The organism is Pseudomonas koreensis, assembly GCF_012986595.1.
In the GTDB taxonomy this organism is placed as follows: domain Bacteria; phylum Pseudomonadota; class Gammaproteobacteria; order Pseudomonadales; family Pseudomonadaceae; genus Aquipseudomonas; species Aquipseudomonas koreensis.
This window is the reverse complement of record NZ_JAAQYM010000002.1, coordinates 918,028-932,444: the sequence shown is the minus strand read 5'-3', so window position 1 is coordinate 932,444 and position 14,417 is coordinate 918,028. Positions and strand designations below refer to the sequence as shown.

The window sequence follows — 14,417 nt, the reverse complement described above, 5'->3', positions numbered from 1 at the left end:
TCGGGATTATTTTTGACCGGCCGGTCTCAATCGCTCTTCAGAAAAGTTTTCCAAGGCCGATGGTTAGGCTGCATCCCGCTTTCTACCCTGCCTATCGGTACTTTCCCATGTTCAACAAACGCCTGAAGCAAGAGCTGGCCACTCTTCGTGAAGAACTTTCCAGCCTGCTGCAAGTGAAGGAAAGCCTGGAAAGCGAGATGCTGGTGCTGACGCTGGAGCCCGACGGACGCGTGCAGTCGGTCAATCAAAACTTTCTCGCCGAGATGCTCTACAAGAGCCAGGATCTGGTGGGGCGCGCCATTGAGGACATCGTTCCGGCGCATGTGAAGTCCGATGAATTCCATCATCGCTTCAAGGCTGCGCTGACCCGTGGCGAGCATTTCGCCGGGGCCGTGCGCCTGCTTCGCGGTAATGGCGAAGAGGCGTGGCTGCGCTCCATCGTGCAACCGGTGCGTTCTTCGGACGGGCGGATCAAGCATTTCTCGATTTTCTCCAGCGACCTGACCCGCACCATCGAAGCCTCCCGCGAGCACGAAAACCTGATTGGTGCGCTGGTGCGCTCCACCGCGGTGATCGAGTTCGACCTCAACGGCAACGTGCTCAACGCCAACGAGCGCTTCCTCAGTGGCATGGGTTACAGCCTGGCGCAGATCAAGGGCAAGCATCACCGGATGTTCTGCACGCCTGATGAGTACAACAGCGCCGAGTACCAGAATTTCTGGCGTCGCCTGAACAACGGCGAGTTTGTGGCTGAGCGCTTCAAGCGGGTCGACAGCCATGGCCGTACGGTGTGGCTGGAGGCGTCCTACAACCCGGTGCTTGATGCCAACAACAAACTGTACAAAGTGGTGAAATTCGCCACAGTCATTACCGATCAGGTCAATCGCGAACAAGCGGTAGCCGACGCGGCCAGCATCGCCTACAGCACTTCGCAGCAAACCGACAGCACCGCCCAGCGCGGCACCACCGTGGTGACTGAAGCGGTGAATGTGATGCGCGATCTGTCGCGACACATGCAGGCTGCCGGTGAAGGCATTGAGGCGCTGAACGAGCAGTCGCAGGTGATCGGCACCATCGTCAAGACCATCAGCGGCATTGCCGAACAGACCAACCTGCTGGCGCTCAACGCTGCCATCGAAGCGGCCCGCGCCGGCGAGCAGGGTCGAGGCTTTGCAGTGGTGGCCGACGAAGTGCGGCAACTGGCGTCGCGCACCAGCCAGGCGACCGAAGAGATCGTCACCGTGGTGCGGCAGAACCAGGAAATGGCCCGCAATGCTGTGGCCCTCATGACCGACGGCAAGCTGCAGGCCGAGCAAGGCCTGGCGCTGGCGGCAGAGGCGGGCACGGTGATCGTCGAGATTCAGGACGGCGCGCAGAAAGTGGTGGATGCAGTCGGCCAGTTTGCCAACCAACTCTCCAACTGATTTACACGCAGATCCCTGTAGGAGCTGTCGAGTGAAACGAGGCTGCGATCTTTTGATTTTGATCTGAATTCAAGCATCAGAGCCAGAATCAAAAGGTCGCAGCGCCTACAGTTTTTCACCAGCAGATCTTTCGGTGCTGGCGCTACAATCGGCTCCTTTTCCCCCGGAGCAGATCCCCATGAGCGCTTCCCACCGCCACCCGGTTCCCTTGAACAAAGCCTACCGTCTGCTCAATCACGGGCCGACCGTGCTGGTCAGCGCCGCCCATGACGGCCAGCGCAACATCATGGCTGCCGCCTGGGCGATGCCGCTGGATTTCGAACCGCCGAAAGTCGCGGTGGTTCTCGACAAGTCCACCTGGACCCGGCAGTTGCTCGAAGCCTCGGGCACCTTCGTGCTCAACGTGCCGTGCGCCAATCAGGCCGACATCGTGCAAACCGTCGGCAACACGTCGGGGCTGGAGATCCAGCAGAATCAGGGGCATGACAAGTTTCAGGCTTACGGCCTGCAAACCTTCGCCGGCGAAACAGTCGAAGCGCCGCTGCTCGAAGGCTGCGTCGCCTGGCTCGAATGCCGCTTGCTGCCGGAGCCGCGCAATCACGAGCAGTACGACCTGTTCCTCGCCGAAGTCATCGCCGCCCACGCCGATGAGCGCGTGTTCAGTGACGGGCGTTGGCATTTCGAAGGGCATGACGGTTTGCGCACGTTGCACCATGTGGCGGGCGGGCATTTCCTGACGATTGGCGAGGCGGTGGTTGGCAAGACGCTAGCGGTTTGAATAATAGCTTTGCGTTCATGTTTGACCTTTGACCCAATCAATAAAAATCCGATGCCTGTACGGGCATCGGATTTTTTATGCGCGGCAGTAACTACGCGTTGGGCAGAACGTTATCCAGCGCCTGATTCACCGCCAGCTCGCTCAACATGACGATTTGCGCAATACCCAGTGCGGTCTTGCGGTGCGAGGTGTCCAGTACGGCGGCGAAGTTGTTTAGCATCTCGGTGACCGAGCCGAGGGTTTCGCTGGCATTGGCCAATAGGGATTCTGTGTCGTACACCGGCCTGCCTTGCGGCAAGCCTTTTCTTCGCATCTTGTCGCCTCAATCCCCCAACGCTTCCCCTTCACGTCGTGGATCCGCACCACCCGTCAACGACGCTTTCCCTTGTGCATCCTTGACCCGCACGATGGCCTGGGTGCCGCTGGTCATGTCGATTTCATTCACCGTGTGACCTTTGTCCTTCAGCGCCTGAATCAGCGCCGGGCTGAACTGGCCTTGTTCCAGTTCGGTCGGGCCGTTGCGGCTGCCGAAGTTGGGCAGGCTGATGGCGCTTTGCGGGTCGAGGTTCCAGTCGAGCAGGCCGACGGTGGTCTTGGCCACGTATTCGATGATCTGCGAGCCGCCCGGTGAGCCGACGCTGGCGAGGAATTCGCCGCTGTGGCGATCGAAGATCAGGGTTGGCGCCATCGACGAGCGTGGGCGTTTGCCGGGTTCGACGCGGTTGGCGACTTTCTGCCCGTTCTCTTCGGGAATGAACGAGAAGTCGGTCATCTGATTGTTCAGCAGGAAGCCTTGCACCATCAGATGCGAGCCGAACGCCGCTTCGATGGTGGTGGTCATCGACACCGCGCCGCCCATGTCATCCACTGCCACCACTTGCGAGGTGGAGATGCGCAGCGGCGAGCGATCCGGGGCGTAGGCCACTTGTACGCCCGGCGGGGTGCCCGGCTTGGCGCTGCCCATGCTGCGTTCACCGATCAGGCTGGCGCGGCTGGCGAGATAGCCGGGGTCGACCAGGCCTTTGACCGGCACCGGGACGAAATCGGTATCGGCGACGTATTGCGCGCGGTCGGCATAAGCCAGGCGTTCGGCTTCGGCGATCAGGTGCACCGCTTGGGGATCGGGTTCGATGCCGGCCGGTTTGTTGGTTTTCAGCGGTTTGAGCGGAGTGAGTGACAGACGCGGGTCGCGGGTTTCCAGGGCCTGCAAGGTGCCGAGAATCTGCGCCACGGCGATCCCGCCGGACGACGGTGGCGGCATACCGCAGACCTGCCAGCGTTTGTAGTCAGTGCACAGCGGTGCGCGTTCTTTGGCCTTGTAGCCTTGCAGATCCTGCAACGACAGGCTGCCGGGGTTGCTGTGGCCTTGCACCTTGGCGACGATCTCTTCGGCGATCGGGCCTTTGTACAGCGCGTCCGGACCTTCGTTGGCGATGCGCCTGAGCACAGCGGCCAGCGCCGGGTTTTGCAGGCGGGTGCCCACGGCTTTGACGCTGCCGTCGCGGTTGAGGAAGTACGCGGCCATGTCGGGTGACTTTCGGATCACCGGGTCGGATTCCAGCAACGAATGCAGGCGCGGGGAAATCGCAAAACCCTGCTCGGCGAGTTTGATCGCCGGCTCGAACAGCGTGGCCCACGGCAGGCGACCGTGTTGTTGGTGCGCCAGCTCCAGCGCACGCAGCACACCCGGTGTACCGACCGAGCGCCCGCCGATCTGCGCCTGCGGGAACGGCATCGGTTGGCCGTCGGCTTGCAGGAACAGTTTCTCGGTGGCACCCGCCGGTGCGGTTTCGCGGCCGTCGTAGGTGCGTACCTGTTTGCCGTCCCACAACACGATCATCGCGCCGCCGCCGATTCCGGAGGATTGGGGTTCGACCAAGGTCAGCACCGCCTGCATGGCGATCGCCGCGTCGATGGCCGAGCCGCCCTTGCGCAGCATCTCGCGCCCGGCCTCGGCGGCCAGCGGATTGGCGGCAGCGGCCATGTGTTTGCTGGCATGACGGGTCTGCAGATCGGTGCGATAACCGGACGCAGCTTCCGGGGCCAGCGGCAAGGTCGAGGAGGGCGGGGCGTTGCACGCGGTGAGGGTCAGGGCGCTGATGATCAGCGTCAGGGCAGGCAGGCGAAAGCGGCTCAGGGGCAGGGCTGGAAACACGTGGTGCTCTCCGTCCATGGGGTGAAAGGTCTGACGGACTTTATCGACCGGTCGGTCGCGACGCAAACCGATGGGCATTTTTGTCTTTCTTTTCGGGGCGGATGTTCGCTAGGGTCAACCGCAATCGACCGACCGCACACGTCCTTTGTAGGAGTGAGCCTGCTCGCGATAGCGGTGGGTCAGTCAGCAATGATGTTGAATGTGATGAGCGCTATCGCGAGCAGGCTCACTCCTACAATGACTAGATCAACAAGAGACTGATATGCACAGCGAGTTCCCCACCGAATCCAGTTACCGCAATCAACGCGAGCAGTTTCTCACCGCCGCCCAGGCCGCCGGCGCCACGCTCACCTCGTACGCACATCCGCGATGCGGCCCTTTTGGCGAACCGCTGAGCACCGATGTCGCCGTGCTCGGCGATCCGCAGGCCAAACGGCGGCTGGTCGCACTCAGCGGCACTCACGGGGTCGAGGGCTATTACGGCTCGGATTGCCAGATCGAATGGCTGAAGACCTTTGTGCCGGGCTCGCTGCCCAAGGATGTCGCGGTGGTGATGGTGCACCTGATCAATCCGTGGGGCACCGCGTGGCTGCGGCGGGTCAACGAAGACAACATCGACCTCAACCGCAATCATCTGGATTTCGCCGGGCCGTTGCCGGACAACCGCGCTTACGCAGCCTTGCACGAGATTTACGCCTGCACCGATCTGAACGGTCCGGAGCGCGCGCGGGCCGACGCCTTGCTCGATGCGCAGATTGCCGAACACGGCTGGCCGGCGGTGATGTCGATAGTCGAGGGCGGTCAGCACAGTCACCCCGATGGTCTGTTCTACGGCGGCCGCGCGCCGAGCTGGTCGAATCGCACCTTGCATCAAATCATCGACGAGCACCTGGCAGGCGCTGAAACCGTGATGTGCTTCGACCTGCACACCGGCGCCGGCGAGTACGGCCATCCGATGTTGCTGACCATCACCCAAGCGTCTTATCCGGCACTCGCGCACGCCCAATCAATCTACGGCCCATGGCTTTACACGCTGCACACCGGAGCCGACACTTTGAGCGAAACCGGTGTCGCGGCGACCGCCACCGGCTACACCTCGCAGGCGTTGCTCAATGCATTGCCAGGCGTGCAACTGATGCCGTTCGTGATCGAGTGTGGAACGTATCCGGGACCGGAGGTGCATCGATATTTGCGCGATGACCAGTGGCTGCATCTGCATGGCAATCCGCTGGATGCGACGGGGCGGGCGATCAAGTTGAATCTGCTGGAGCAGTTTTATCCGGGCGATCCGGACTGGCGGGCGATGGTTGGTTTGCGCACTCGGCAGATCTGGGCGAAGGGGGTGGTGGCTCTGTCGGCAAAATAGGTTTGGCATCTCGCCAAAGGTTCGGTGGTTTTCTTGAGGTGTGGGGCGCTTATTGCTTGAAGCCAGCCAGTCCGTTGGCCTCGCGCCACCTTTTCACGGTTTCAATGATTCCTTCATTGGAATTATCCGCCCCATCTTCTGGGTAATAGATCAAATCCGTTCCATCTGGATGTCCGGTGATGGTGCAAAAGTGGCTTAACAGCGGGTCGAGAACTTCATCGGGAGCGTTTTTGTTGGCGGCTCTAATCTCTTGCAGAAAGCTTAGAAACTCTGCTTCGGTATAGTCAGAAAGACGGCTTTTCATTGAATTATTTCCGATGAATATCTGCGTGGTTTTTTGGCGTATTGATCCGTAAATTGTCTACGTGATAAACCTCGCCACCCTTTGAGACTGGATTGACATGATGAATTTCAAAGGAGCCTTTTGAGCCATTGGAATCCCTGTAGCGGGCTTTTGGCGCATTACCATTCTGCATTCGCTCAATATTGTCCGGGATGAATTGGCTGCGCAAACCTGGATCATTCACAACCTCGATCCAAAGCGCTTTTCTGAAGGCGTCAAAGGTTGAAAACTCCCGCCCTCTAAGCCTGTCCGCAATCCGTGTCGGAATCGGCGCACCGATCCCCGTTCCCGCTCCAGCAAGCCATATCCCCGGAACATCCTCGCCAATCCCCGTTACCGTACCCGGCGTCAGTCTGGCCGGCCTCGAAAACACCACATACAGCGACTTCAGCCCGGTGTCCGCCGGGAACACCAGAATACAATCCTCGGCAGTCATGTCCTCGCCGGGCAGGCCTTCTATCTGGCTATCCGTGTTCTCGGCGATCGGGTGCACGAGGATCGTGTTCAGTGGCTCGCCGTGGTCGGGATAGACCAGCGGCGGCATAGAACCGAGCGGGCCGCGTTGCGGCGTCCATAAAATCGTGATGCCGTTGAGCTTGGCTTCCATCGCCGTTTTGTCGCGGTTCCACTCGACTTGGACGGTGCGCACCGAGTCATCGCCCGAGGCGCCAGTGTGGAGGCCGTAGACCTGCATGACCCCTTCGGCATCGCGCCGAAACTGGAAGCGCACGCGAGTGGTGGCGCGGCTCATGCGGCGTAGCTGTTCGTCGGTGTGCAGCGTGCCGTCGCCCATTCGGGTCGGCAGCATCCCGAGCACGAACACGCTGGCCGGCCCACCCGCACCGCGAACTGCCCAGTTGAGGCGTTGTTGCAGAATCCCGCCGCCCGCCAAACGCCCCAAGGCCAGATCGGCACCAATCGCCGTCGCTACAGCAGTGCTGGGAGAGGGCAAGAGCATGGCACCGGCGACCATGATCTTGCCGAAGTTGGCGGCGGGTTCGAGGACCGTGCCAGCGTCGGTTCGACACCAGTTTCCCGCCGTGCAGGACTTGGCGAACACCAGATCTTGACGGGGCTTGGGCGTTGGCCATTCATCCTTTTCGATGTACACCGGCTCCGGCGCTTCAGGCACAGGCCACGAGCCCCATGAAGCGCCACCGCTATAGCGTTTCCAGAGCCAGTCATCATCGAAGAGGGATTTGAATCGAGCCATGACCACTCCCTGTATGGCTTTGAATCGAGCCAGGGGAGCTTGTCGGTCAATGGGGATTTCGGGCAAACCGATGGGGTGAGTTTCACGCGCCTGGATTTACGAAAAATCCAATTCGTACCTGGAACGAACCGGTTTCCTACAGCGCTCTCTGTTTATAAAGATCTGCTCGGGGTTCCCTCTCACGGAGACGCCCAGGCGCAGCTTGACCTCGACATGGTACCGAGGGCGGCAGTCCATCAATCCGCTTCCGAAGGTCCAACAGAAGATCATCGCGCAGATGCTCGACGGCCTGATCGCACAGGCAGCGATCAGAACGAGCAACGAGGAAAGAGAAGTTTGAAGTCAACCGAAGAACGCGGAACCAAGGTGCGACAACACCTTTGGAATAACCGACTACCGAGACTTTTCTCGGGGCATAAAAAAACGGCCTACCTTTCGGTAAGCCGTTTTTAGTACTTGGTGGCTACACAGGGACTTGAACCCCGGACCCCAGCATTATGAATGCTATGCTCTAACCAACTGAGCTATGTAGCCAAGTGGCGCGCATTATTCCCCTGAAATGGAAAAGCGTCAAGCGTAAATTTAAAATATTTCTTCTTATTTTCAACCGCTTATCCTCCAGCCCGGAAAATCCGGGCCGGGCGGGGCATCAACGCAGCTGAAATCTTGCCGTATTGGCGCTCAAGGCATGGCTGCCCTGGCTCAGGGTGTCCGCCGCCAGATTCACCGCACGCGCACCTTCCAGCAAACGCACGGCCGCTTGATCGACCTGCTGGATATTGCCGCTGACCTCATCGGCAGTGCTCGCCTGTTCCTCCACCGCCGTGGCGATCTGCGCCAGGGTGTCGGTGACGCTCTGTACCGCACTGGCGATTTCGCCCAAGCGTTCGCCCAGCCCGGTCACCGCTTCGGCGTCGGTTTGTGCCTGGCCGCACGCCGCTTCCATCAGGCTCACCGCTTCGTTGACCGTGGCGCGCAGGCTGTCCACCGTACCGGCGATCTGCGCGGTCGATGACTGGGTGCGTTGCGACAGGCTGCGCACTTCATCGGCGACCACGGCAAAGCCGCGACCCTGTTCACCGGCGCGTGCTGCTTCGATCGCGGCGTTGAGCGCCAGCAAGTTGGTCTGCTCGGCCACGCCGCGAATGGTGTCGACCACCATTTGAATCTGCTGGCCTTGTTCGCTGACCCGGCCCAGCGCCGCCGCCGTGTCGTTCAAACGTTGATTGAGCTGCTGAATGCTCGCCGTGGTGCGCTGGCTGTCGCGGCTGCTGTCGGCGGCGATGCGCCGGGTGTGCTGGGCGCTGCCGGCAGCCTGTTCGCAACTCTGCGCCACGCCTTGTGAAGTGGCGGCCAGTTGCGTCGCGGCGGCGGCGATCTGGCTGATCTGCAATTGCTGCGCTTCGACTTCGCTCAGCGCGCCGCTGGAGTGATCGTTGAGGCTGCGCACGGCGTGGCTCAGTTGCGAGGTTTCGTGATCGACGCCAAGCAAGCTGTTGCGCAGTTGCACCACGGCGACATTGAGCGCAGTGCTGATCGCCGCCAGCTCATCGCGGCCCACTACTGGCACTTGCAGGCTCAGGTTGCCGTCACGCAGGGCTTCGGCGAGCAAGGTGATGCCGCTGGCGCTGCGCCGGATCGAGGCTTGCAGGCAGACGAACAGATACAGCGCCGCCAGCAACAGGCAGCCGAACACCGCGGCGACCAGCATGAGCTGGCGAATCGCCGAGGTGTGATAGGCGTCGAGGCGCTGATCCAGCGACAGCAGCGATTGCTGGCGCAACGAGGCAAGATCGCCGAGCAGTGCATCGAGGCTGCGCTCGAAGTCTTCAGGCTTGAGGCTGATGCTGCCGCCGAACACCCCGTCATCCAGCACCTTGAGACCGGCATCAAGGCGTTTGAGGCTGTCGTGGTATTGGCCGGCCCAGGTCTGCAGATCACTCGGCAAACGCGCTTCGAGCAGGCCGGCGGTTTTCACCAGTTGTTCGCGGGCATCACCAATCCGGCCGCGCAGGTCGCGCAATTGCAGGCGGCTCTGCAGGGTGAACTGGCCCGAGACGACCGAAGCCTGACCGACCGCCGCGAGGCGGCCGACGCGCTCGATCAGGTCCGGGGCGTGCTGCGTGGAGATCTGCGTCAGCAGGTAGGTTTCCAGCCACGGTGCGAGGGTCAGGCGGTTGTCCATGACGATCTGCTCGCGCAATGCTTGCAGGGCGCTGAGGGCGTTGGTGAAACGGTCATAGCCATCCGGCCACCAGCCGACGCTGCTCAGGCTTTTCGAATCCAGACCGCCGAGTGCGCTTTGCAGGGCTTGATAGCGGACGAGGGTTTCACCTTCGGCACCTTCCTTGCTCAGTGCATTGCCGAGGTCGCTGGTGGCTTGCACGAGCGCCGGTTGCACGGCGTCGAACGCGGCCATCGCAGCGAGCGTGGCCGGAGTCGGCTGGCGATTGGTCTCGGTGGCGCGCCAGCGAGCGGCGCGGTCGCGCTGTGCGGCGAGCAGGTTGTCCAGCGCATCGAGGCTGAGCAACTGGCGCACGCCAGCACGTTCGCCGGAAATCAGGTTGAGCTTGTCGCGATAGTCCTGGCCGATCATCAACAGGCTGCCGGCCAACGGCAGAATGAACAACAAAAACAACAGCTGGAATTTACGCGCGAATCCAAACCGCCCCAGCAATTTGATCCCCGGTGACAAGAAAGCCTGCATGCCTCATGACTCCTCTGGACACCACGCACCAATGGCGTGCATCGCGGTTGTACAACCTCGATGTGGTGCCCTGCTAAAAGGCCTCGAAAGTTCACTCTCGCCCGCTCTGTAGGCCGGCTCTGTAGCGAAACTTCCCATTCTCGGCGACCTTTGTAAGGCCGCCGCGTTCGAGGGGAGAAGCAAGGCAAGATTCAGACCATGGCGTTGCGCTATCACCTGGGCGATCGCATATCCCATGTAGGAGCTGCCGCAGGCTGCGATCTTTTGACTGTGCTTTAAAAAAACAACATCAAAAGATCGCAGCCTGCGGCAGCTCCTACAGGGATTGATGGGTTATGGAGTTGGACGTTAGTTAGCTCGCTAAGGGGATGGCGTTGGCGCACCGAAAAATGGCACATTGACGCACCTGCCTGCGGGCACCCATCTGCTGTCCGGAAATTCCCATGGCTATCAGCAACGCTCAGACCGCCGCTGCCTCGGCGCCCGCTGCTCCGCAAAGCAGCCCACTGGTGATGCGCATCATCGGCGCCGTGGCGCTGGCGCATTTGATCAACGACCTGATTCAGTCGGTGCTGCCGTCGATCTACCCGATGCTCAAGGCCAACTATGGCCTGAGCTTCACCCAGGTCGGCCTGATCACGTTGACGTTTCAATTGACCGCATCGCTGTTGCAACCTTGGGTCGGTTACCACACCGACCGTCATCCGAAACCGTGGCTGTTGCCGGCGGGTTCGATTTGCACGCTGATTGGCATCGTGATGATGTCGGTGGTCGGCAGTTTCCCGCTGATTCTGTTGGCGGCGGCGCTGATCGGTATCGGTTCCTCGACGTTCCACCCCGAGGCCTCGCGGATTGCGCGGCTGGCGTCGGGTGGGCGCTTTGGTCTGGCGCAATCGACCTTCCAGGTCGGTGGTAACGCCGGCTCCGCGTTCGGCCCATTGCTGGCGGCGGCGATCATCATCCCGTTCGGCCAAGCCAATGTGGCGTGGTTTGGCCTGTTCGCGGTGTTTGCCCTGTTCGTGCTGTACCGCATCAGTCGCTGGTATGCCCATCACCTCAATCTGTTCAAGCTCAAGGCCGGCCAGGCCGCGACTCACGGGTTGTCGAAGGGCAGGGTGACCAGTGCGTTGGTGGTGCTGGGGCTGTTGGTGTTTTCGAAGTATTTCTACATGGCCAGCCTGACCAGTTACTTCACGTTCTACCTGATCGAGAAGTTCGACCTGTCGGTGGCCAGTTCGCAACTGCACTTGTTCCTGTTCTTGGGCGCGGTAGCGGCAGGCACGTTCTTCGGCGGGCCGATTGGCGACAAGATCGGGCGTAAGGCGGTGATCTGGTTCTCGATCCTCGGTGTGGCACCGTTCACGTTGCTGATGCCTCATGTTGATCTGTTCTGGACCACCATCCTCAGCGTGGTGATCGGCTTCATTCTCGCCTCGGCGTTCTCGGCGATTGTGGTGTACGCGCAGGAACTGGTGCCGGGGAATGTCGGGATGATTGCCGGGGTGTTCTTCGGTTTGATGTTCGGGTTTGGCGGAATTGGTGCGGCGTTGCTCGGGCATCTGGCGGACGTGCACGGGATTGAGTACGTGTATTTCCTGTGCTCGTTCTTGCCGTTGTTTGGCGTGTTGGCGATCTTCTTGCCGCGGACCCAAAAGGCCTAAGAACATGATTCCCCTTGTGGGAGCGAGCCTGCTCGCGAATGCGGTGTGTCATTCGCAGAGATGTGGCTGACACTCCCACTTCGCGAGCAGGCTCGCTCCCACAAGGAAAATGTGTTCAGGCATAAATTTCAGGCACAAAAAAGCCGCGTATCAAACGCGGCTTTTTCTTGGACGTATCGCTTACACGTTGAAACGGAAGTGCATCACGTCGCCGTCTTTGACGATGTAGTCCTTGCCTTCCAGGCGCCATTTACCGGCTTCCTTGGTACCGGCTTCGCCCTTGTACTGGATGAAGTCGTTGTAGGCGATGACTTCGGCGCGGATGAAGCCTTTCTCGAAGTCGGTGTGGATCACGCCGGCAGCCTGAGGTGCGGTGGCACCGACTTTGACGGTCCAGGCGCGGACTTCTTCGACACCGGCGGTGAAGTAGGTCTGCAGGTGCAGCATTTCGTAACCGGCGCGGATCACACGGTTCAGGCCAGGCTCTTCCAGGCCCAGGGCCTCGAGGAACATGTCTTTCTCTTCACCGTCGTCGAGCTCGGCGATTTCCGCTTCGATCTTGTTGCAGACCGGAACCACCATGGCGCCTTCTTCTTCGGCGATGGCCTTGACCACGTCCAGGTGCGGGTTGTTCTCGAAGCCGTCTTCAGCAACGTTGGCGATGTACATGACCGGTTTGGTGGTCAGCAGGTGGAAGCCTTTGATCACGGCTTTCTCATCGCTGCTCATGTTCTTCATCAGGCTGCGCGCAGGCTTGGCTTCGGTGAAGTGAGCGATCAGTTGCTCCAGCAGGGCTTTCTGAACGACAGCGTCCTTGTCACCGCCCTTGGCGTTGCGCGCGACTTTCTGCAGTTGTTTCTCGCAGCTGTCGAGGTCGGCGAAGATCAGTTCCAGGTCGATGATTTCGATGTCGCGCTTCGGGTCGACGCTGTTCGATACGTGGATCACGTTGTCGTCTTCGAAGCAGCGCACAACGTGAGCGATGGCGTCGGTTTCACGGATGTTGGCCAGGAACTTGTTGCCCAGGCCTTCACCTTTCGAGGCGCCGGCTACCAGGCCTGCGATGTCGACGAATTCCATGGTGGTCGGCAGGATGCGCTTCGGATTGACGATGGCCGCCAGTGCTTCCAGACGTGGATCCGGCATCGGCACGATGCCGCTGTTCGGCTCGATGGTGCAGAAGGGGAAGTTCTCGGCCGCGATACCGGATTTGGTCAGGGCGTTGAACAGGGTGGACTTGCCGACGTTAGGCAGGCCGACGATGCCGCAATTGAATCCCATGGTGTTTCCCCTCGGATTAGAGTCAGGCCTTCTGGCTGTGCAGGTTTTTCATCGCGCGGTTCCATTCACCGGCGAGGATATCCGGCAGCACGCCGAGGGCAAAGTCGATGCTGGCATCGAGTTTTTCCTGTTCGGCGCGTGGCGCACGACCCAGGACGAAATTTGAAACCATACTGGCGACGCCCGGGTGGCCGATGCCAAGCCGCAGGCGGTAGAACGTATTCTGATTGCCCAGTTGCGCGATGATGTCGCGCAACCCGTTGTGACCGCCATGGCCGCCGCCCTGCTTGAGCTTGGCGACGCCCGGAGGCAGATCGAGTTCGTCGTGCGCCACCAGGATTTCTTCAGGCTTGATGCGGAAGAAACCGGCGAGTGCCGCCACGGCCTGGCCGCTGCGGTTCATGTAGGTGGTGGGAATCAGCAGGCGAACATCCTGACCCTGATGCGAATAGCGCCCGGTCAGGCCGAAATATTTGCGATCGGCCACAAGGTTGACACCTTGCGCGGCTGCGATGCGCTCAACAAAAAGGGCCCCTGCGTTATGCCGGGTCTGGTCGTATTCGGCGCCTGGATTTCCCAGGCCAACGATCAGTTTGATGGCAGTCACGATAGGGGCCCTTCCTTGGAGTGGTGGATAACATCGCCGCGATCAGGGAAAGCGGCGAAAGTGGACGAAAAATGCTCATTTACCATGATGTAAACTCCGCGTTCTCGCCCGCTTTCTCGCTACGTTCCAGTCCGCGATGTTACTTGCTCACTCAGGCATGACAGAGTGAATTACTCTGCTGCGCCTTCTTCGGTAGCTTCTGGAGCAACACGTGGAGCGTGGACGTTGGCAACAGCCTTGTCATCGCCGTGTGCCAGAGCAACGAATTCAACGCCTTTCGGAGCTTTGAGGTCCGACAGGTGAACGATTGCACCGATTTCCAGAGCCGACAGGTCGACTTCGATGAACTCAGGCAGATCTTTCGGCAGGCAAGTTACTTCGATTTCGTTCAGGACGTGCGAGATCTCGCCGCCTTTCTTGACCGGAGCTTCTTCACCAACAAAGTGCACAGGCACGATAGCGGTCAGTTTCTGACCCGCTACAACGCGTACGAAGTCAGCGTGCATCACGTGGCCTTTAGCCGGGTGACGTTGCAGAGCTTTGATGATGACGTTCTGCTTTTTGCCGCCAACGTTCAGTTCGATAACGTGGCTGTAAGCAGCATCGTTTTCGAGCAGTTTGGCAACTTCTTTGGCCAGCATGCTGATGGATTCAGGGGCTTTGTCGCCACCGTAAACAACAGCTGGAACCAGGGCGGCGAGACGACGCAGGCGGCGGCTCGCACCTTTCCCCAGGTCGGAACGCACTTCAGCATTCAGAGTAAAATCGTTCATTTTGTATCTCCAAAATAGCCATGACCGAGTGGCGTTTGCGACCAGCGCCGAACACGGTATGGGCAAAAAAGCCCCGCCCCGGCAGGAATGCCGGGGCGGGGCGCTTTTC

At 60.3% G+C, this 14,417-nt stretch carries 11 protein-coding genes, 1 tRNA gene and 2 pseudogenes; 5 read left to right on the top strand and 9 right to left on the bottom strand.

All coding sequences use genetic code 11. From position 1 onward, the window contains the following. Positions 1-59 precede the first annotated feature (59 nt). The 3 genes and pseudogenes from HBN98_RS28250 to HBN98_RS09465 form a co-directional block, all read left to right on the top strand. Positions 60-884: pseudogene (locus HBN98_RS28250) on the top strand (PAS domain-containing protein); the annotation flags it as partial. A gap of 84 nt (positions 885-968) precedes the next feature. Beyond that, positions 969-1,424, top strand: a complete 456-nt coding sequence (locus HBN98_RS28245) for a methyl-accepting chemotaxis protein (RefSeq protein WP_373292973.1) — start codon at positions 969-971, stop codon at positions 1,422-1,424. 178 nt (positions 1,425-1,602) lie between these two features. Next, positions 1,603-2,202 (top strand): flavin reductase family protein, encoded by a 600-nt coding sequence (locus HBN98_RS09465; RefSeq protein WP_083367923.1) that lies wholly within the window; start codon positions 1,603-1,605, stop codon positions 2,200-2,202. 91 nt (positions 2,203-2,293) lie between these two features. On the opposite strand, the pseudogene HBN98_RS09460 reads toward HBN98_RS09465, so the two are convergent. Together HBN98_RS09460 and ggt are read right to left on the bottom strand one after the other, a co-directional pair. After that, a pseudogene (locus tag HBN98_RS09460) lies at positions 2,294-2,485 on the bottom strand (DUF6124 family protein); the annotation flags it as partial. 39 nt (positions 2,486-2,524) lie between these two features. Continuing rightward, entirely contained in the window at positions 2,525-4,357 is a 1,833-nt protein-coding gene (gene ggt, locus HBN98_RS09455; RefSeq protein WP_083369400.1) for a gamma-glutamyltransferase, read from the bottom strand. Between the two features lie 262 nt (positions 4,358-4,619). On the opposite strand from ggt, the gene HBN98_RS09450 reads away from it, so the two are divergent. Further along, positions 4,620-5,723 (top strand): DUF2817 domain-containing protein, encoded by a 1,104-nt coding sequence (locus tag HBN98_RS09450; protein WP_083367924.1) that lies wholly within the window; start codon positions 4,620-4,622, stop codon positions 5,721-5,723. 49 nt (positions 5,724-5,772) lie between these two features. On the opposite strand, the gene HBN98_RS09445 is transcribed toward HBN98_RS09450, so the two are convergent. From HBN98_RS09445 to HBN98_RS28240, 4 genes are all read right to left on the bottom strand, one after another. Next, a complete protein-coding gene (locus HBN98_RS09445) occupies positions 5,773-6,027 on the bottom strand; it encodes a bacteriocin immunity protein (protein ID WP_083367925.1) in 255 nt (84 codons plus the stop codon). 4 nt (positions 6,028-6,031) lie between these two features. After that, a complete protein-coding gene (locus HBN98_RS09440) occupies positions 6,032-7,279 on the bottom strand; it encodes an S-type pyocin domain-containing protein (protein WP_083367926.1) in 1,248 nt (415 codons plus the stop codon). Between the two features lie 457 nt (positions 7,280-7,736). After that, positions 7,737-7,813 (bottom strand) — tRNA-Met (locus HBN98_RS09435). Positions 7,814-7,928: 115 nt separating this feature from the next. Beyond that, positions 7,929-8,990: a methyl-accepting chemotaxis protein gene (locus HBN98_RS28240; RefSeq protein ID WP_420875951.1), complete on the bottom strand. Its 1,062-nt coding sequence runs from the start codon at positions 8,988-8,990 to the stop codon at positions 7,929-7,931. Between the two features lie 1,439 nt (positions 8,991-10,429). Here HBN98_RS28240 and HBN98_RS09425 point away from each other — a divergent pair. Continuing rightward, on the top strand, positions 10,430-11,647 hold the full coding sequence (locus HBN98_RS09425; protein ID WP_083367928.1) for an MFS transporter: 1,218 nt from the start codon (positions 10,430-10,432) through the stop codon (positions 11,645-11,647). A gap of 180 nt (positions 11,648-11,827) precedes the next feature. On the opposite strand, the gene ychF is transcribed toward HBN98_RS09425, so the two are convergent. The 3 genes from ychF to HBN98_RS09410 form a co-directional block, all read right to left on the bottom strand. Then, complete coding sequence (gene ychF, locus HBN98_RS09420) at positions 11,828-12,928, bottom strand: redox-regulated ATPase YchF (RefSeq protein ID WP_064589175.1); 1,101 nt, start codon at positions 12,926-12,928, stop codon at positions 11,828-11,830. A gap of 22 nt (positions 12,929-12,950) precedes the next feature. Further along, entirely contained in the window at positions 12,951-13,535 is a 585-nt protein-coding gene (gene pth / locus HBN98_RS09415; protein ID WP_064589174.1) for an aminoacyl-tRNA hydrolase, read from the bottom strand. Between the two features lie 170 nt (positions 13,536-13,705). After that, positions 13,706-14,308, bottom strand: a complete 603-nt coding sequence (locus HBN98_RS09410) for a 50S ribosomal protein L25/general stress protein Ctc (RefSeq protein WP_064589173.1) — start codon at positions 14,306-14,308, stop codon at positions 13,706-13,708. Positions 14,309-14,417: the final 109 nt, after the last annotated feature.

Excerpts from the sequence above, each read along its gene's own strand:
- HBN98_RS09465 (WP_083367923.1), top strand. The coding sequence starts at position 1,603 with ATGAGCGCTTCCCACCGCCACCCGGTTCCCTTGAACAAAGCCTACCGT.
- HBN98_RS09450 (WP_083367924.1), top strand. The coding sequence starts at position 4,620 with ATGCACAGCGAGTTCCCCACCGAATCCAGTTACCGCAATCAACGCGAG.
- HBN98_RS09445 (WP_083367925.1), bottom strand. The coding sequence starts at position 6,027 with ATGAAAAGCCGTCTTTCTGACTATACCGAAGCAGAGTTTCTAAGCTTT.
- HBN98_RS09440 (WP_083367926.1), bottom strand. The coding sequence starts at position 7,279 with ATGGCTCGATTCAAATCCCTCTTCGATGATGACTGGCTCTGGAAACGC.
- HBN98_RS28240 (WP_420875951.1), bottom strand. The coding sequence starts at position 8,990 with ATGCTGGTCGCCGCGGTGTTCGGCTGCCTGTTGCTGGCGGCGCTGTAT.
- HBN98_RS09425 (WP_083367928.1), top strand. The coding sequence starts at position 10,430 with ATGGCTATCAGCAACGCTCAGACCGCCGCTGCCTCGGCGCCCGCTGCT.
- ychF (WP_064589175.1), bottom strand. The coding sequence starts at position 12,928 with ATGGGATTCAATTGCGGCATCGTCGGCCTGCCTAACGTCGGCAAGTCC.
- HBN98_RS09410 (WP_064589173.1), bottom strand. The coding sequence starts at position 14,308 with ATGAACGATTTTACTCTGAATGCTGAAGTGCGTTCCGACCTGGGGAAA.